Origin of the sequence: Nocardia yunnanensis, from assembly GCF_003626895.1 — a bacterium.
In the GTDB taxonomy this organism is placed as follows: Bacteria; Actinomycetota; Actinomycetes; order Mycobacteriales; family Mycobacteriaceae; genus Nocardia; species Nocardia yunnanensis.
The window spans coordinates 7,846,448-7,863,070 of sequence record NZ_CP032568.1 but is presented as its reverse complement, the minus strand read 5'-3'; the positions used below and the strand labels follow the sequence as shown (position 1 = coordinate 7,863,070).

General features: G+C 64.0%; 21 protein-coding genes. 9 read left to right on the top strand and 12 right to left on the bottom strand.

What is annotated here, in order from left to right; all coding sequences use genetic code 11:
• Window positions 1-94: 94 nt before the first annotated feature.
• A complete protein-coding gene (locus D7D52_RS37105) occupies window positions 95-1,438 on the bottom strand; it encodes a hypothetical protein (protein ID WP_162958857.1) in 1,344 nt (447 codons plus the stop codon).
• A gap of 199 nt (window positions 1,439-1,637) precedes the next feature.
• On the bottom strand, window positions 1,638-1,898 hold the full coding sequence (locus D7D52_RS37100; protein WP_162958856.1) for a hypothetical protein: 261 nt from the start codon (window positions 1,896-1,898) through the stop codon (window positions 1,638-1,640).
• A 112-nt stretch (window positions 1,899-2,010) separates the two neighbouring features.
• Here D7D52_RS37100 and D7D52_RS37095 point away from each other — a divergent pair, with 112 nt between their 5' ends.
• The gene (locus D7D52_RS37095; RefSeq protein ID WP_222932755.1) at window positions 2,011-3,096 is read left to right on the top strand and encodes a nucleotide kinase domain-containing protein; all 1,086 of its coding nucleotides are present in this window, start codon (window positions 2,011-2,013) and stop codon (window positions 3,094-3,096) included.
• Between the two features lie 26 nt (window positions 3,097-3,122).
• The gene (locus D7D52_RS37090) at window positions 3,123-3,353 is read left to right on the top strand and encodes a hypothetical protein (RefSeq protein WP_120743601.1); all 231 of its coding nucleotides are present in this window, start codon (window positions 3,123-3,125) and stop codon (window positions 3,351-3,353) included.
• Between the two features lie 49 nt (window positions 3,354-3,402).
• On the opposite strand, the gene D7D52_RS37085 is transcribed toward D7D52_RS37090, so the two are convergent.
• From D7D52_RS37085 to D7D52_RS38445, 4 genes are read right to left on the bottom strand one after another with little or no spacing between them, the layout of a single operon-like run.
• Entirely contained in the window at window positions 3,403-4,185 is a 783-nt protein-coding gene (locus D7D52_RS37085) for a thymidylate synthase family protein (protein ID WP_120743600.1), read from the bottom strand.
• On the bottom strand, window positions 4,185-5,090 hold the full coding sequence (locus D7D52_RS37080; RefSeq protein WP_120743599.1) for an ImmA/IrrE family metallo-endopeptidase: 906 nt from the start codon (window positions 5,088-5,090) through the stop codon (window positions 4,185-4,187). Before D7D52_RS37080 ends, D7D52_RS37085 begins: the two co-directional genes overlap by 1 nt.
• A 14-nt stretch (window positions 5,091-5,104) precedes the next feature.
• Window positions 5,105-5,455, bottom strand: a complete 351-nt coding sequence (locus D7D52_RS37075; protein WP_120743598.1) for a helix-turn-helix domain-containing protein — start codon at window positions 5,453-5,455, stop codon at window positions 5,105-5,107.
• Window positions 5,452-5,724 carry an acyl carrier protein gene (locus tag D7D52_RS38445; protein ID WP_162958855.1) on the bottom strand — a complete coding sequence of 91 codons (273 nt, stop codon included), beginning with the start codon at window positions 5,722-5,724 and terminating at the stop codon, window positions 5,452-5,454. Before D7D52_RS38445 ends, D7D52_RS37075 begins: the two co-directional genes overlap by 4 nt.
• A 101-nt stretch (window positions 5,725-5,825) precedes the next feature.
• On the opposite strand from D7D52_RS38445, the gene D7D52_RS37070 reads away from it, so the two are divergent.
• Window positions 5,826-6,683 (top strand): nucleoside triphosphate pyrophosphohydrolase family protein, encoded by an 858-nt coding sequence (locus D7D52_RS37070; RefSeq protein ID WP_162958854.1) that lies wholly within the window; start codon window positions 5,826-5,828, stop codon window positions 6,681-6,683.
• Between the two features lie 61 nt (window positions 6,684-6,744).
• On the opposite strand, the gene D7D52_RS37065 is transcribed toward D7D52_RS37070, so the two are convergent.
• A complete protein-coding gene (locus D7D52_RS37065; protein ID WP_120743596.1) occupies window positions 6,745-7,674 on the bottom strand; it encodes an SDH family Clp fold serine proteinase in 930 nt (309 codons plus the stop codon).
• Window positions 7,675-8,350: 676 nt separating this feature from the next.
• Between D7D52_RS37065 and D7D52_RS37060 the strand changes: the two genes are divergently transcribed.
• A complete protein-coding gene (locus D7D52_RS37060; RefSeq protein ID WP_246023546.1) occupies window positions 8,351-9,700 on the top strand; it encodes an LAGLIDADG family homing endonuclease in 1,350 nt (449 codons plus the stop codon).
• 1 nt (window position 9,701) lies between these two features.
• Here the strand turns inward: D7D52_RS37060 and D7D52_RS37055 are convergent, their stop codons facing one another.
• The gene (locus D7D52_RS37055; RefSeq protein WP_120743594.1) at window positions 9,702-10,760 is read right to left on the bottom strand and encodes an alpha/beta hydrolase; all 1,059 of its coding nucleotides are present in this window, start codon (window positions 10,758-10,760) and stop codon (window positions 9,702-9,704) included.
• Between the two features lie 156 nt (window positions 10,761-10,916).
• Window positions 10,917-11,438 (bottom strand): amidohydrolase family protein, encoded by a 522-nt coding sequence (locus tag D7D52_RS37050; RefSeq protein ID WP_162958853.1) that lies wholly within the window; start codon window positions 11,436-11,438, stop codon window positions 10,917-10,919.
• A gap of 22 nt (window positions 11,439-11,460) precedes the next feature.
• Between D7D52_RS37050 and D7D52_RS37045 the strand changes: the two genes are divergently transcribed.
• Window positions 11,461-11,724, top strand: a complete 264-nt coding sequence (locus tag D7D52_RS37045) for a hypothetical protein (RefSeq protein ID WP_120743592.1) — start codon at window positions 11,461-11,463, stop codon at window positions 11,722-11,724.
• Between the two features lie 60 nt (window positions 11,725-11,784).
• Window positions 11,785-12,147 carry a MerR family transcriptional regulator gene (locus D7D52_RS37040; protein ID WP_120743591.1) on the top strand — a complete coding sequence of 121 codons (363 nt, stop codon included), beginning with the start codon at window positions 11,785-11,787 and terminating at the stop codon, window positions 12,145-12,147.
• A 10-nt stretch (window positions 12,148-12,157) separates the two neighbouring features.
• Here the strand turns inward: D7D52_RS37040 and D7D52_RS38440 are convergent, their stop codons facing one another.
• Window positions 12,158-12,427, bottom strand: a complete 270-nt coding sequence (locus D7D52_RS38440) for a hypothetical protein (RefSeq protein WP_162958852.1) — start codon at window positions 12,425-12,427, stop codon at window positions 12,158-12,160.
• A gap of 24 nt (window positions 12,428-12,451) precedes the next feature.
• On the opposite strand from D7D52_RS38440, the gene D7D52_RS37035 reads away from it, so the two are divergent.
• From D7D52_RS37035 to hisS, 3 genes are all read left to right on the top strand, one after another.
• Window positions 12,452-13,780 carry a carbamoyltransferase C-terminal domain-containing protein gene (locus D7D52_RS37035; protein WP_120743590.1) on the top strand — a complete coding sequence of 443 codons (1,329 nt, stop codon included), beginning with the start codon at window positions 12,452-12,454 and terminating at the stop codon, window positions 13,778-13,780.
• On the top strand, window positions 13,777-14,571 hold the full coding sequence (locus D7D52_RS37030) for a class I SAM-dependent methyltransferase (RefSeq protein WP_120743589.1): 795 nt from the start codon (window positions 13,777-13,779) through the stop codon (window positions 14,569-14,571). Before D7D52_RS37035 ends, D7D52_RS37030 begins: the two co-directional genes overlap by 4 nt.
• Window positions 14,572-14,671: 100 nt before the next feature.
• Complete coding sequence (gene hisS, locus D7D52_RS37025; RefSeq protein ID WP_222932754.1) at window positions 14,672-15,910, top strand: histidine--tRNA ligase; 1,239 nt, start codon at window positions 14,672-14,674, stop codon at window positions 15,908-15,910.
• A gap of 267 nt (window positions 15,911-16,177) precedes the next feature.
• Here the strand turns inward: hisS and D7D52_RS38435 are convergent, their stop codons facing one another.
• Both D7D52_RS38435 and D7D52_RS37020 read right to left on the bottom strand, forming a co-directional pair.
• Window positions 16,178-16,327, bottom strand: a complete 150-nt coding sequence (locus D7D52_RS38435; protein WP_162958851.1) for a hypothetical protein — start codon at window positions 16,325-16,327, stop codon at window positions 16,178-16,180.
• Window positions 16,328-16,383: 56 nt separating this feature from the next.
• Window positions 16,384-16,608: a hypothetical protein gene (locus D7D52_RS37020; RefSeq protein WP_222932753.1), complete on the bottom strand. Its 225-nt coding sequence runs from the start codon at window positions 16,606-16,608 to the stop codon at window positions 16,384-16,386.
• Window positions 16,609-16,623: the final 15 nt, after the last annotated feature.

The following is a 16,623-nucleotide window of genomic DNA, read 5'->3' as shown; positions in this document are numbered from 1 at the left end:
CACCACCAGCCCCGAGAAAATCGGCGACATCGTCAAAGCCGCACTCGTCCTCACCCATTTCGAACACGGCCGACACCAATGAAAGTCGCTGAGATCACCTCAGTGGCTCTCCGCGCCGCAACAGAGCACTGGTCGCTACAGCCCGTGTGCCGGGGATGTCGTGCTCGGGAAGGCTCATCTCCACCTGCCACGACAATCGTTTGACGGCGCGCAACTCGGTGAGGTCGACCGCTGGGATCGGCGGCAACGTTTCCCATTCCAGAGAGCCACCGTCGTCGGTGACCGTCTCCGACCACTGCGTCGCGTATTGCCCTTGAACTGTGTACTGCCACTTGTTACTTCGACCGAATTCCAGCGATTGGGGAGCAACAACACGGAACTGCGAAAGGTCACCTTCCCCAGCGCGACCACCGGGATAGGCTTGAGCGATCCGCGCCGTCACCTCGCTGAGCAAACTCTGCACACGATCAAGATCGAGTGACATCGAAGTAACCACGATCTGTCTACCGATATCACCGGCTCGCTGAACAACTCGCTGTAGCCCCAGTGCCACCGATTCCTGCATCAGCGCCGTGGACCACCAGCTGTCGGGTATCCAAGTTCCCTGACCGTAAGTGCGATCCCAGGACATGGCCAAGGCGAAATCGGCTGCGCTACCTCCCCAGACCATCAGCACCGGTGTCGGTCCCGGACCGAGGAGGGACCACGCCTCCAGCCCAATACTCGTCCTTGCAAAATCGGACCACAGGTTCGAGTCGTCGCATTCGAGGTTGGTAACGCCCCGGATATTGTTCGGCGGAGTTCCTGCCAGGATGGCGTAGACAGCTCGACGGCGAATCTTTTCATCGCCGTCGCTGGTGTCGGTGGCAATCGGCTGATCGGCTTGTCCCCACGTGGATGCGGCAGCGACACCAAGACAGTCGTTCAGGCCAGACGCTGCGCCCACAGACGCCGAAGACACCATCTCACCGAACGAAGCCACTGCGGTCAACAGCGAGGCGCCACCAGCGTCGAAGAACGACAACCTGGAATCGCCAAGCCCCGGAACCGCTATCGATGCGGCTGTCGCTGTCCGATAGTCCGAGCACCTTGCACTGATCGCCTGACGGGCCACCTCGCCGGCATCCGAGTTGCCCTGTTCATTGCTCCCAACAAGATCCTCGCGCAGGCGGAGCACGTAGTCCGGGTCGTATTCACGTACAGCCGCGAGGAGGGTCGCGTGCACGGTTCCGTCGTCCTCGTAAGGAACGACCACGAAGCCTGCACCACCCCACACCTGGCTTGCCGCATGTAGTGCCCGCCGCGCTGCAAGATGCCAGTCAGGCCCAGCCGGAATAACAAGGGCAACCCGCGGAGCCCGCAGGGTCATCTGCGCCGTCACTGGCTTCGTGTCAATCCAGCCGCGTTCTGCCATGAGAAAACGATTGCATACCTTCATGGTTCACCTCACCGAACCCATGGTCAGCCGCCGCACCCGGTTCGCTTTCTGACGCCGGAGATCGCGCAGCGGGTGGCCCGGCCGCCGCGTTGCCCGCCTGGATCCATTCAGGCGAGCAACAAGGGTCGTCCCCAGATCGAGAAGTCAGCGCAACCCATTGTCATCACCCCTTTCCAGGCTCCGATTTCACCTGGTGCCGTCATAGTCGATCCGAGCCCGCTAATTCACGGCATAGAGCGATCAAACCCCGCCACGCAGGGGAGTTCAGTTGTGCGTCAAAGTATTTGGCGCCGCGGATGCTGGACGGCGCGGTGACCGGACTCAGCAATCCCGCGGCGAGGAAGCGCTGCAGGATCGGGCGGATGAGGCTGTCGGCCAGACCGGTCGCAACAGCAACCTGGCGAGTGGTGAACTCCGCGGGGAAGTCGGTATCGGCTATTGCTAGCACGACGGTGACCAAGTGGCGGTTGTTGAATAACGCCGCTGAGCGGTCTGCGTGAGGACCGTCCACGGATAGCATCACTGATATACAGTGACACGTATAGCGATTCACGTCACGCGAGGTGTCCGAATTGACTGCAGCGGCAACACAGTACGAGATCGCGGGACTCGACGCGCATGCATGCACCAACGACCCAGCTTTGGCCTGGTCACCGCTGAGGGTCAACGCCGGGGGCCGGTCCTTCGACACGACTCCGGTGTTCGATACGTACTGGAGGTTCGCCGCTCGGCGGCAGGCAGTGTACGAGGCACGGTTGGTCGGCAAGCCCGGCCCGTGGACAGATGACCCGATCCTCGGTGCTCACCGATTCACCAATTGTTTCCGCGCCGCCGACCGCGTCAGTCAGTTCTTGATCAAGCAGGTCGCCTACGACGGTCCGCAGGAACGCGACAACCTGGTGTTCCGGGTGCTGTTGTTCAAGATGTTCAACAAGATCTCCACATGGACGCTGCTTGAGCAAGAACTGGGCGAGCTGTGTAGCAGCACCTTCGACATCGCAACCTTCAGCGCGGTACTCGACGATGCATTCACACGAGGTCAGCGGCTGTACTCGGCGGCGTACGTGATCCCGCCACCGGCGTTGGGAGGGCAGCGCAAGCACATCAACCACCTGCGACTACTCACGCAGATGATGGAGACCGGGCTGCCCGATGCACTGACAGGGGCCCCGACCATGCAGCGCGCGTTCGAGCTACTGCGCAGTTACCCAGCCATCGGCGATTTCCTGGCGTTCCAGTTCCTGATCGACCTCAACTACACCACCGTCCTGGATTTCAGCGAGATGGACTTCGTCGTCGCGGGGCCCGGAGCGCGCGACGGTATCCGCAAATGCTTCGGCCCTGCCTCGGCAGGGTATGAGTCCGCGCTGATCGCTTACATGGCCGAGACCCAAGAACAGCACTTCGAACGGCTTGGCCTGGCGTTCGGGGGACTGTTCGGCAGACGTCTACAGCTGATCGACTGCCAGAACCTGTTCTGCGAGGTCGACAAATACGCGCGCGTCGCGCACCCCACGATCACCGGACTCAGCGGCCGCACACGCATCAAACAGAAGTTCCAACCGGTCGACACCGCAACACCAGCCTGGTTTCCTCCGAAGTGGGGACTATCCACAGCTCCCGAAAACCCATCACACGATCGTTCCCGCGTACGGTGAGGCAACCCGCAGACGAACGGAGACCCATGACCGCAGAACACGATCGGCAGCCTGATCACGAACTGCTGCTGGTAGTTCGCACCCTCGACCGGTTGGCCACCCGCGTGGAGGCTCAATTCCATCCCGAGATGCTCGAAAGCGGCGATCAAGACCGCAGCGGCGCGCAGCTGCTGGACTATGTACGCACCTGCCGTGAGGTGCTCGACGACCCGGCCGTGATCGCCAGGCTCCAGGCTGCCGCGCCCCGCCGCTGGTGAATCCTCGGATGCATACCGCCGTCCGGCACGCACGTCGCGAGAGCACGGGTCAGATCAGTGCCAGGTCCGCGGCCAGCGCGTGGAGTCCCTCGGTCAAATCGCGGCGCAAATGGTCGGCGTGCGCCTGTCCGACCACCACCGTCACGGCGCCGATACCCACGCCGACCTGGGCCGCGACGTAGCCGAGCAATCGGCATATGCCCATGTAGTTGCCGTAGCCTCGGGCGACGAGGTACTGCGAGCGATAGTGCGCGACGGCGTGCAGGTGTTCGCCGTCGAGCTGGAAGGACAGCAGCGACAGGCAGGGGAACGCCATGGCCGTGGTGTCGCGGCCAGGCTCGAAGATCGGCACGCTGATCTCGGTATCGGGAACGTGCAATGAGGTTTCGTAACGGGCGCGTTTGGGCGCGGCGTTGGCGCGCTCCATGATGAGGGTGTCGATGAGATGGCCGAGCTGGTCGACAGGGCCCTTCTCAGCGGGGTAAGCGACCAACCGCAGGAAGTAGGTGCCACGGTTGTTCCGCCGTTCCAGACGCTTGAGACTCGGGTAGAGCCTTCGATACCGCTCGGCCAGTTCGGCGGGATTCGAGGTCTGCAGAGCCAGGGCCGCCGGGAAAATCGTGTTGGCCACGGTGTCGACCGGTTGCAGGTCTATTTCGTCGAGAAGGTCGTCGGCGGCGGCACGGATACGCGGTTGCTCGACTTTGGCGGCGTCGACGATATGGGTCACGGTGTGCAGGGCGCGCCGACCGGGTGCGGCGTGTACCGCGAGGGTGGTCTGTAGCCATGCGGTGGATAGATCCGGAGCGTGAACGTGAATGGGATGGCTCATCACATGCTCTCTGCTGCAGCCGGGTCGACGATCCCGGGAAGGTCCAGTCCGTGGGGGCGAGGTTCGATGACGACGGTGATCACGTCGTCGCAGGTATGGATCAAGGCGGTGGCTGGAGCCTCGACAGAACTGCCAGTGAGTACGACCCCGCGCGTGGTGCGGGCCTTGATCGTCATCGGGCCCTCAATCGCTTCGAGCCCATCACGTGTGGGAACGATCAGCATGTCCGCCGGGCTGGCATGAATGACGCGGCCTCGACCGCGGCCCAGATGCCAGACATCGACGTCACGCGTGGTGTCGAGCAGTTCCCCGATCAGCCGCCTCTTGATGGTCGCAGGCGCGATCCGTGACCATGCTCGTGCCTGCTCAGCGGTGATCAACCGCAGCGAGGCGAGCTGGCGGACGGTAGCGAGGAAGCTGGTCCCCAGATGCAACGCCAGCTGGTATGCCTGGTCCGCCGATTCGATACCCGCCAGCTGCAACTGCTTCATCGTCGTGGCCACCCCGCGGCGCGGCATCAGGAACCAGGCAGCGAATGCTTCGGCGGCCTTCTCCGCAGGGGTGTTACGGTGTCCCACCACGTTCGGCTGATGCTCAGAATCGGCATCGACCCCGAGATCGAGCGACGTAGTGTGTCCAAGCCAGTGATGTCCCAACTCGTGGGCCGCGGTGTGACGGCGGACCGTACGGGAGAGCCGGTTGTTCACCAGGATCCCCGCAGGCTCGCCGGGATTGGCGACGTAGGCGCCGAACAGGCTGGGCATGGGCTGCCACATCAAGGGCAGTTCGGCACGGGCGATCGCCGGCGCCACCTGAATAGGTGTGCGGGTGGGATCGACCTCGAAAGCGTCGTGCGCGTGGGCGGCCGCGATGGCGGCAACCCGGTTTGCCATGTGCCAGGACATCGCCGTCGCCGTTCTCAGGCTCGTTCGCTGCGGCGGCTGAAGCTGAGGAATTCGGCGAACTTGCGCACCTGCTCGCGGTCCTCATTGTTCAGATCCCCGAGTATGCGGCCGATCGCCGACGCCGATTCCGCCTTGGCTACCTCTGAACCGAGGAAGTAGCCGACAGGATGTTGGTACAAGCGAGCCAGTTTGGCCAGCTCGAGACTGTCGACCTTGCGGTTGCCACGCTCGATCTCCGATATCGCCGAGCGCGCGATCCCGGTTGCCGAGCTGACGTACTGCTGCGACAACCCGAGATACTCGCGGGTCGTTCTGAGTCGTCGCGCTAGTTCGTCCTGTCCGAATTCAGGTTCCACACTGCTCATGCCGACTCCGATCGCTGTGCTTCTAGCTGGCGGAAGACCGCTCGGGCGAAGCGTCGCACCGACCTCATCGCCCAGGCCGTCTCCTCGGTGGCTGGCAGGAAGGTCCCGGTCGCGTTCTGTACCCGCGCGAGGATGTCGACACCCAGCAGCGAGTCGATCGGCATGTCGTCGCCCAGCTCCAACAGCTCGGCGTGCAGCTGGCCAGGATTCTCTCCGGCATCCTCGGCCAGCAGCTCGACGATCAAGTCGACCACGTCCGCTTCTGTCATCAGCCATCTCCACTTGTCGGGTTTCCCAACAGCCATGTTCGATGGTACAACATTGTTGGATATTCCACCAGACTCGATCGAAATCCCGACAAGGAGCGCTCGTGAAGTTCAGTGAGTATCAGCAGCAGGCATCGCACACCAACCAAGCAGGAGCCGACTTGACAGTCCACCTGCTGGGGCTGTCCGCGGAGGCGGGATCGGTTGCGGCGGTGGCGAAAACGCGGATCCGCTACGGCGAATCCTACGCCGGATGGCGCAAGCAGATGCGCGAGGAACTCGGTGACATCCTCTGGTACGTCGCCGCCATTGCCGACAACCTCGGCCTGGACCTCGACGACGTGGCGCAGGCCAACCTGCACCGCACCAGAACCCGATGGATGCCGACCCCCGGCTACCAACTCGACATCGAAGCCCCCGCCGACGAACAGCTACCTCGGCGCGGAACCTACGAATTCCGGCAGCGCCGCAACGACGAGGGACGGTGGGAGGCGACGGTGCACATGGACGGACACCAAGTCGGTGACCCGCTCACCGACAATGCCCTCAACGATGACGGCTACCGCTTCCACGACGTGTTCCACCTGGCCTACGCCACGATCCTCGGCTGGTCCCCGGTGACCCGCGCACTACTCAAGCGCAAACGCAAGTCGGTGGCCGATCTCGACGAGGCCGAGGACGGCGGCCGTGGCATCGTGATCGAGGAGGGAGTCGCCGCGTTCGCCTTCGCCTATGGCGAAGTGCACAATCACCTCGACGGCATCACCCGTCTCGACCAGAGCGTGCTCAACGCGATCGCGATGATGACCGCCACTCTCGAGGTCGGAGTCCGATCACCGGCCGACTGGGAGTCAGCAATCATCCAGGGGTATCGGATGTTTCGCGAACTGCTCGCACACGGCGGTGGATCGGTCACCTTCGACGCCGACCACCGGACCCTGAGCTTCACACCGCCCGCATGATGAACAATCCCGGGGTGCGAGGACGTCGGCGCACCCCGACAGTGCGGTCAGTGCGACGACTTCAGCCCCCGCGTACCTGAGATGCCTTGACCCCCTCGTACGCAATCAACTTGTGAACCGGCCCCACCGCGAAATACTGTGTCCACACTGCCCAAATATGCTGCCACTGCGGATCTTTGGGCTGCATCTCACGCACGGGTAGGCCCGCCTTGATCGCTTCTCGGGCACCGATCAACGCACCATGAGAATGCGGTGCGCTGATCAAGGGCTTGTCCAGCTTCTTGCACAACGCCGTGACCTCACCGGTCGTGCGATCTGGATTGGAACTGACTGCCTGACGAGCCAAATCCCCCGTCCGCGCCAACGCCGACCGCGCGAGCTGAACCGCCGTGGCGTCGATGCCGGCCAGCATCGCTGCATGCAGCGGGAACGTATTAGGTTCTGCAGCAACTTCTTTCAACGACCGCTCAACGGCGGCGATGATGTTCTTGGCCCCGACGTAACCGCGCTCGGGAATCAGGATCTGCGGATCGATCGGTCCCAGATCCGATGTGGGGCCCATGATGATCTCGTGCGCACCCAACGCCAGGATCGTCGCCGCGCTCTTGGCCGCCTCCGGCACCAGCAACACGAACCGCTTGCCGGCCGCCTGCGCCATCCGAGCCAGCCGTACAGCTGTCTCGCCGTCACCGCCGGGCGAACCCAGCAGCATGTGCAGATCCTTCGACGGATCGACATCATGCAGCACTTCTGCGAGCAACGTGACGCTATCCATGCTGATCTGGTCGATCATGACAACCAGGCTGCAGTCGTAGGTCTGCTGGTACTGAGCGATCAGCGCTTGCCGTAGGTACCGATGTTCGTTCTGAGCTCGATAGAGCGGTGTGTAGTTTCCGGCGAACCCGCTGAGGGATCCTGCCGAGCCGCCAATCTCGAGCCGGGTACCGGCCTCTGCGGCTTCGGCGCCATTTCCTTCCGGCCCCACTCCCACGCTTGGATCGCTATCCGACGCCTTTGGTCCCAATCGATTTCCCCGTCCTCGCCGACCGGGGCCGGCAGGACCACATCGTCATCATGAGCCTCGTTCTCACACCCCGCCATCGTCCCTCCATCCGCCCCGCCCGTAGCCAACATCCGCTCGAACGCGACTCACCCTAATCGCCACTGCTGTTCTGGAGCCAGCGAGCGTCACCTGCAACCATCCTGCACCATGGCACTGACACGTATGTTCGAACATGCGACGCGGACCCGACCACGCCGAACACCAACTGGCCACAGACCCCCCGCCTGGACTTCTCTTCGCTGCAGCCCTAGACCAAACACGTTGACCTCCAGCGTTGCTGGCCGATCGCCTCGACAGAACTCACACGTCGACCAGCCCTGGTCAGCAAAGGTATGACCGCACATCACAAGTACTGCTGCGACAGACCCGACTCGCCCTTGGTCTCCGCCATGCAGTGCACTCCACCATGGAATGCCGAAAGATCAAACTTGGTCGGCCCCGCTAAGTTACGAGGAAATGAAAGCTGGACCGGGAATTCCAACCTTGCGGGCCGTACTCAGACAAGCGGAAAACCGCAGGCCGAGATATTGCGCTATGAAGCGGGAATTGGGAACCTACACGAATTCTCCGCGTTTCGAACGAGGATTCGAGCTACTGTCACCGCGTGCGGGTGAACGGAGCTTCGAAAGACGCAATCGGTAAGCGCGCCAACGACTTCGATAGAGGACTGGGCGGTCTCACTGAATCGGCTTCGATCTTTTGTGCCGACAATGGAGCGGCCGCGTCGCCGAAGATGCTGTTGAGCAGCGGGGAACGGCCGCTGGTCTGGTCACTCGATCGTCGCAGGCGGTTTATTCCCCAACCGATAACGGGCATAACCTCTGGCCGAGGCGACGTCATACGTGTGAGTTTGGCCTCCGGTCGCTCGGTGCAGTTGTCTGGGGCAGCACGCGTCCTGACCATTGACGGCTGGAAACCGCTGGCAGAACTGGCGATCGGCGCGCGAATCGCGATCCCGCGCTGGATTCCGCATGTCCTGAACCCTGTCACAATGGCCGATGCCGAGGTTGTGCTGCTGGCTCACATGATCGGTGACGGATCGTGTGTGAAGCGTCAGCCGATCCGGTATGCCAGTGTCGACGAGGAGAACCTGTCTGCGGTGGCCGCCGCAGCGACTCATTTCGGCATCACCGCTGTTCGTGACGAATACAAAGCGGCAAGGGTGGTCACCTTGCGTCTGCCCGCGCCGTACCGGCTCACCCACGGCCGCCGAAACCCGATTGCTGCATGGCTCGATGGATTGGGCTTGTTCGGGCTGCGCAGCTATGAGAAGTTCGTGCCCGAGGCCGTTTTCGCGATGCCGACCGATCAAGTCGCCATCTTCCTCAGGCACCTGTGGGCTACAGACGGTTCCATCCGCTGGGACGAACGGGGCAATCAAGCTCGGATCTACTACGCATCGACCAGTTTGCGCCTCATCGAGGACGTTGCCGATCTGCTCTTGCGACTTGGAGTTCACGCCCGGATCAAACGCGTTCACAAGCCCGGATACCGCGACTGCTTCCACCTCAATATCGACGGTGCCGACAACCAGATCACCTTCCTCTACGACATCGGTTCCCATGGCGCGCGAGGCGTGATCGGTGAGGCGACGGTGCCCAAGCTGAACGCCATGGACACCAACACCAACGTCGACACGATCCCTGAAGAAGTCTGGAATACCGTCAGGGATCTCCTGGCGACCCGAGACATGACGCACCGCCAGTTCCAGTCGGCCATGGGAACCCAATACTGTGGCTCCGCGATGTACAAGCGCTCACCCAGTCGCACCCGCTTGGCGCGTGCCGCCGATATTCTCGACGCCCCGGAATTGGCGATGCTCTGCACCGACGACATCTTCTGGGATCGGATCACCGAGATCACCGGGCTTGGTGAGCAGGAGGTGTTCTCGGTGTCCGTCTCAGGTACCGAAAACCTCGTTGCGCAGGGGGTTTCGGTGCATGCCGGGGTGTAGGTCAGCCGATGTTGGCGGAGAGGGAGGGGAGCATGCGGTAGGCCTCGTCTTGCCAGTTGTTCCAGGCGTGGATGCCGTACTCCGGGAAGGAGTAGTCGATGTTGGTGGCGCCCAGGGTGGCCATGCGGACTTGGAAGGCTCGGGTGTTGGCCAGGGCCAGGGCTTCCAGGGCCATGCCGTTGACTGTGCCCATGTTGGGGCCGTCCATGGCGGTGGGGCGGCCGGAGGCGGCGGAGATGTAGAGGTGGGTGTTGTTGGCGACTAGGCGGGGGGCGAAGACGAAGGGGTCCATGCGGAGCCATTGGGGGCCCCAGGGCGGGGCCATGGAGTCGACGTTGTAGCCGCCGGCGTCGATCATGGCCAGGCGGATGGCTTCTCGCATGCCGGGGGCGGAGATGTTGAGGTAGCCGGAGAAGGAGCCGGCGAAGGAAAACTGGTCGGGGTGGTAGGCGGCCAGGGTCAGCGCGCCGGAGCCCCCCATGGAGAGGCCGAAGACGCCGTTGCGGTTGGGGTTGAAGCCCAGGCGATCTCGCAGGGCCCAGCGCAGATCGTTGGTGAGGAACGATTCCCAGGTGTAGCGGTAGCTCTTGCCGGGGCCGCCGGAGAGCACGTCGGTGGCGCCGGAGCCGGTGTTGGCGGAGCCGGTGCCGGGCGGGATGCCGAAGAAGGAGCTGGGGGCGTTCCAGTCGGTGTAGAAGCTGGATTGACCGCCGACGGGCACGACCACGTTGATATTGGCGGCCGCCATGGCCTCGGCCACGTTGGTCTCGATTTCCCAGCCGTTGAGATCCTCGCGGGCGCGCATGCCGTCGAGGGCGTAGACGACGCGATCGGTATTGCCGTCCGCGGCGCGCAGCACGCGAGTCTTGATGGGGCCCATGGCCGAATCGACCCAGAAGTCGAAGGCGGCCGGGTCGAAGGCCGCGGAAGCCGTTGCGCCGCCCCCTGTTACGGCGATGACCAGCGGTGCGATCAAGGCCATGGACAGGGCGAGCACGGTGCGGCGTAGCCATCCCTCGCTGTCGCCGGACGAATTCGATCTGCTGCGAATCGATCTCATCGACTCGGTCCTCTCGTTCGAACGGTAGGCACACAAGCGGCGCGACGACGGGGGCAGTTCCCGTCGTCACGCTCGCTCGAAGTACCTATCGTCCGGTTCGCCGAGTTCGTTGCTGAGAATTTGCGAAAATCCGCGATAGTACCGCTACAGTCCTGGTCAGCCACTGAAAATCCGCTGAAAGTTGTCTTCCAGAACCAGTGTTCGCACTCCCCGATCCGCGATCGCGGCCTCGACGGTATGCCGCGCGGCAACCACGTCACCGTAGGGCGTGTTGGATCCGAACAGGCATTGATCAGGGACTTCGTGTGCGGCAGCGGTGACGGCGAATACCTGTAGCGCACTGGACAGGTCGATGAAGAGGTTGGACCGCTCCATCGCGAGCTCCACCAGATCCAGTGCGTGCAGCCCGCCCAGCGCCCCCACGACCAGCGGAACCGAAGGATAGCGGGCCGCCAGCTCGGCGTAGGTCCGCAGATCGTCCAGGGTGTTGGGCGCGAATCCGTGGACCAGCACCGGCACCCCGCCGTGGTCGGCGCTGAGGCTCAGCACCGGATCGAGGCGGGCGGCCTGTCCCGGTGGCGGTGTCACCTCCCCGATCCCGAGGATGTCCGGTCGCGACAGATAGGGCTCGACCCATTCGCCGAGCCGTTCCGCGGACAGTGCCGACGGCACGCTCACGAACCCGACGACCGCCCCCCGCATGGGCGTCGAGCGCCGCGAGCACCTCCCGCATGGCCGCGCGCACCTCCTCCTCGGCCGCGGCGGCCCCGCCGATCACCGCGGTGAGTCGCGCGAATTCCGTTCGCGCCGAATCGAGTCCGCGCGCCCGTTCGGGATGGACGCGGGTGGACAGCAGCACCGTCCGATCGACCCCCGCGGCGCTCGCGCGCGCGAGCTGAGCGGCGGTGTCGACGGTGACGTGGGCGTGCACATCGGTGACCATGGGTTCCTCTCCAGGGAATGAGCGGCAGCGGCCCGACGCTAAACGTTGACGTCGGAGTCAAGGTCAAGGCGAAGGACATCGATGCTGATCAGCGAGCTGTCGCGGCGCACCGGCGTGAGCACCCGGGCCCTGCGCCACTACGACCGCAGCGGGCTGCTCGAGGCCGGGCGCCGGTCCAACGGGTACCGCGAGTTCCCGGAGTCGAGTGTGGAACGGGTGCGGCGCATTCGGGCCTTGCTCGCGGTGGGGCTGGACCTGTCGGCGGTCGGGGAGTTGTTGCCGTGCCTCACCACCGAGGGCTGGCCGGGCGGGTGCGCGCACGCCCGGCGGCGGTTGGCCGACGAGGTCGCGGAGCTGGATCGGGCGCTGGCGAGCATGGGTCGGACCCGGGCCGCGCTCGGGGACGAGCTCGCGCGCTGGGATCGTGCCGCTTTGCCCGATTAGCCTCGACCGGTCATGCTGATCTGCGCTGATGGTGTCCTGGAATGGCGAAAGGTGCTCTGAGCTGCGATAGTTCGATTTGCTGAAGATCGAATATTGCAGTCCGAGGAGCACCCTTCTGGTGAAGGCTCAAACCTGGCGGGTACTGCGGAAACTCCGCTGCTGCCCGCACCGGACCGGTCAACTCGTCCAAGCCATCCACGTCCTGCAAGCCCGCGAGATCCGCGCCATTCAGCAAGGATGAAAAAGGCTCAATGAAGGCACCATCCTGGGCGAACGACACGATCCCCGCTACTGGCGAAACCGGTTGGAGCGCAGCAGTATCTACGTTGGACGCGGCAACGAGCTTCAACTGCTGCGCCGATACGCGGACCAACCGAACCAGCTCGGATTCGGTGCGGCCTATAACCACTTCACGAAATGGCTCGGATTCCGCAGCCACCACGACGCCGGCCAAACAATGGCCCTCGCCGCATACGGCACCGGCCAATACGACCAGGTGACCGTGTTCTCCTCGGCCGCCAAGGATTTCGAGTGCCTGCTACGCCCTCCCGTCTTGCCCTCAGGTGATGCCCCGGAACCTAGCGGGCCCCTGGACGAGTACGACCTCGAGGCGGCGCGGGTCCTGCAGGCCGAGGCCGTCCGAGACCTTATCCACGAGCAGCTCGGCATCGACATCGGTCCCGGCCTCCAATCCTGCGAGAACCCCACACCCCTGCAGTTCGAAGTCGCCTGGCTGATCCAGATGCAACTGCAACGCGCGCTCACTGCGCTCGTACGAGCAGCTGTCGCCGAGACCGGAATCCGCCGCGTTTGCCTGGCCGGCGGTGTGGCGCTCAACTGCGTCGCCAACACGATCATCGCCGAACTCGATGATGTCGAGGACCTGTTCGTCCAGCCTGCGGCCAGCGACGTCGGTCAGAGCCTCGGCAACGCTCTGTGGGCCCACCATCGGCGGCCGGAGAACGAACGGATTTGGCGGATGCCGACCTGCTCGTTGGGTCGCACCTACACCGATGCCGAGATCGATGCCGCCACGCGGCGCTGGGCTGACCGCATCTCCGTCGAATCGATCGACGACACCGCCGCGGTCGGCGCACGGCTTCTCTCCCAGCAAGAGATCATCGGATGGTTCGACGGCGGAAGCGAATTCGGTCCGCGCGGACTCGGCCGACGCGGCATCCTGGCGGACCCGCGCACCCCTGACTCCAAGGAACGTCTCGACGCCGTCCATAAACTTCGAGCGCCATTTCGTCCCTATGCACCGAGCATCCTCGCCGACGAGGTCGAAGCGTGGTTCAGCATCGACACCAGGTTCACTCGCACTGCGGCTCAGGCCATGGCATCGATGCTGGTCGCGCCCGCAGTGCGCCCGGAGAAGCGCCGACTGGTCCCTTCCATCACCTTCGTCGACGGCACAGCCCGCCTCCAGGCGGTCACCCACCAGGAGAACCCCCGCTACTACCAGCTGATCCGCGCATTCGACGACATCACCGGAGTGCCAATCGTTTTGAACACCTCATTCAACGCCAGCGGCGATCCGATCGTGGAGACTCCTGACGATGCGATCGAGTCCATGCTGAAGATGAGGCTCGACGCGTTGCTCATCGGCCGCTACCTGATCCGGGCACGGTGACCGTGTTCGACGCCGACGGAATCGCCGCGCAACGCGACGCCGCGTACTACGAACTGTTCACCGACTGGCGTCGCGACACCGACTTCTTCGCCACCGTCGCGCGACGTATCGGCGGCCCGATTCTCGAACTCGGCTGCGGCACCGGCCGAATCACGATTCCCATCGCACAGGCCGGCATCGACATCGACGGCATCGACATCGCGCCTGAACGCCTGCGCATCGCCCGACAAGCCGCCGAGAGGCTGTCGCCGACGACTCCGGTCCGGTTCTTTCCCGCCGACATCCGCAAGTTCAGCCTCGACAACACCTATCGGCTGGCGCTGTTCCCTTACCGTGTTCTCCAAGAACTCACCACGACCACCGACAAGATCGACTGCCTGCGATGCGTGCACGACCACCTCGATCGCGGCGGATTCGTGCTCGTGGACAACTACTGCCCATCCGTGGCCTACCTCGCCACCGACCCGGACTCGTGCACGACCACCAGTGAGAAGCACGGACCGGCAGGCGAGCACATTCGCCGCACGCAACGCGTGATCTCCCGCAACCACGCCGACCAGACCCAACAGCTGGAAGTCGTCTACGACATCACCGACCCCGACGGAACCACCGAGCACCTTGTCATCCCCTACCAGACCAGCTACATCTTCCGTCTCGAACTCGAACACCTACTCGCCCGCTACGGATTCACCATGACCGAGATCTGGGGCGGGTACGAGTTCCAGGACTTCGGCACCGACCCGCCCGGGGAGCTGATCGTCCTCGCCCAACGCGTCGACCGGTCATCATGACGAACCTCTACCATCTGAGTGTGCCGCGAACTCCAGCGGCGAATCCGAAACGAACGAGCAAAGGATCCTGGTGAAAGCCGACAACAGCCCCGCCCGCGGAATGAGGGACTTGCTTCCCGCCGACGTCGCGACCCGGGACCACGTGTTGCATGCGATCACCACCACCTACCGCACCTTCGGCTACCAGCGCATCGAAACCCCCGCGCTCGAAGACATCAACCGCCTCCAGGGCGGTCAAGGCGGCGAGAACGAAAAGCTCATCTACCAGGTGCTCCGCCGCGGGCTGCCCGACACCGTCGAGGCCACGACCCCGACCCGCGACCTGATCGATCTCGGCCTCCGATTCGACCTGACCGTCCCGCTGACCCGCTTCTACGGCAACAACCACGCCGACCTGCCCACCCCGTTCCGGTCGCTGCAAGTCGGCCCCGTCTGGCGTGCCGAACGCCCGCAGAAGGGTCGCTACCGGCAGTTCTATCAGTGCGACATCGACATGATCGGCGAGCCGACCGTCCTCGCCGAAGCAGAACTGATCGAAGCAACCACCGCAGCCCTGGCCGCCGTCGGCCTCACCGACGTCACCGTCCGCCTGTCCGATCGCCGCTTCCTCAGCGCCCTCGCGACCGACGCCGGTCTGTCCGAGGACACCTGGGACCGCTTCTTCATCGCCCTCGACAAGCTCGACAAAATCGGCTGGGACGGCGTGCGCGCCGAACTCGACAAGCTCGGGTTCTCCGCGGACTCGATCAACACCGCCCTTGACAAGATCAGCAGCCTGCAAGACATTCCAGTCGAGAAGCTCGCCGACACGCTCACCGCAACCGTCCCCAGCCTGGCCGACGACGTGGTCGCCGACCTTGCAGCGACTACCGCCAGCCTCGATGCACTGGCCCGGCAACGGCCGCTGAAGTGGGAGTTCGACCCCACGCTCGTCCGCGGCATGGGCTACTACACCGGCCAGATCTTCGAGATCACCCACCCGGAGATGTCCAGCTCCGTCGCGGGCGGCGGCCGCTACGACAAACTCATCGGCCGCTCGCTCGGCAAAGACGTCCCCGCGTGCGGATTCTCCATCGGCTTCGAGCGCATCGTCGGACTCCTGACCGACGACATCCAGCGCAACGCCACAGCAGTCCTGACCGAATCCGACGTTCCGATCTCCGACGCGCTCACCGTCGCCCGCAGCCTGCGCTCCGCTGACCGAGTCATCGAGGTCGTCCGTCGCAGCGGGAAACTCGGCGCCCAGCTGAAACGACTCCAATCCAGCGGATTCAGCACGTTCGTCCTGGTCGGAATCGAGGATGGTGAACTGAAGGTCAGCGACGAACGGTCGATCTGACAAGCAGACGACGAGCCTGCGCGCGTTCCTTCCTGTGCCGTCCGCTACGCACGCGATGGAGGGAACTCGCGCCGGTGACGCGTGACGGCGAGCCCTGGCGCAGCATCCCGATACGATTCATGACGTGTCAGATGAAGTGCGCCTATGTGGTCGTTGCAAGGATGTCGTCGGCCGTGAGCCGAATCCCGTCGGGCCCCGAGGGCAAGCCTGCGAGCAGTGCATCGCCGAAATCCGCGAGGTCAACTCGACTCTCTGGGGCGGCGAGGACTAGAACCTTCCCCGCACGCGGAGATCGGCGAGCCACTGCGCCAGCGTCTCACGGCATTCGAGCGGCAGGCTCACGAATGGAGCCGGATGGCCGTACTCGTGCGCCGTCCGCAACTGGGATTGATCTTGCCGGTCGGCGTTCTCACTCATATCGGCCATCCTCACACGCGCGGATCGTTGTGGACTCGAACCACTGACGGGTGGGCTCAGTCCGCACCGCCCAACACAATCGGCTTGTAGGCCAGCGCCTTGTCGACGATCTGTTCGGGAGTCAGCCGTGGGTTCGAGTCGTCCCAGAAGATGTAGTCGCTGATCCTCGGATCGGCCACGGCACCGTTGAGGGCTTCCAGCCACTCGTCTTGTTGGGCCTCGTCACCCTGCCCCTCGTACAGCTTGGTGACGAGGCCGATGAGTTGTTCTCGATCCACCATGACCACCCCGAAATC

Coding starts and splice junctions, on each gene's coding strand:
- D7D52_RS37105 (WP_162958857.1), bottom strand. CDS start 1,438: ATGAAGGTATGCAATCGTTTTCTCATGGCAGAACGCGGCTGGATTGAC.
- D7D52_RS37090 (WP_120743601.1), top strand. CDS start 3,123: ATGACCGCAGAACACGATCGGCAGCCTGATCACGAACTGCTGCTGGTA.
- D7D52_RS37085 (WP_120743600.1), bottom strand. CDS start 4,185: ATGAGCCATCCCATTCACGTTCACGCTCCGGATCTATCCACCGCATGG.
- D7D52_RS37080 (WP_120743599.1), bottom strand. CDS start 5,090: ATGTCCTGGCACATGGCAAACCGGGTTGCCGCCATCGCGGCCGCCCAC.
- D7D52_RS37075 (WP_120743598.1), bottom strand. CDS start 5,455: ATGAGCAGTGTGGAACCTGAATTCGGACAGGACGAACTAGCGCGACGA.
- D7D52_RS38445 (WP_162958855.1), bottom strand. CDS start 5,724: ATGACAGAAGCGGACGTGGTCGACTTGATCGTCGAGCTGCTGGCCGAG.
- D7D52_RS37055 (WP_120743594.1), bottom strand. CDS start 10,760: ATGAGATCGATTCGCAGCAGATCGAATTCGTCCGGCGACAGCGAGGGA.
- D7D52_RS37045 (WP_120743592.1), top strand. CDS start 11,461: ATGGGCGTCGAGCGCCGCGAGCACCTCCCGCATGGCCGCGCGCACCTC.
- D7D52_RS37040 (WP_120743591.1), top strand. CDS start 11,785: ATGCTGATCAGCGAGCTGTCGCGGCGCACCGGCGTGAGCACCCGGGCC.
- hisS (WP_222932754.1), top strand. CDS start 14,672: ATGAGGGACTTGCTTCCCGCCGACGTCGCGACCCGGGACCACGTGTTG.
- D7D52_RS38435 (WP_162958851.1), bottom strand. CDS start 16,327: ATGAGTGAGAACGCCGACCGGCAAGATCAATCCCAGTTGCGGACGGCG.
- D7D52_RS37020 (WP_222932753.1), bottom strand. CDS start 16,608: ATGGTGGATCGAGAACAACTCATCGGCCTCGTCACCAAGCTGTACGAG.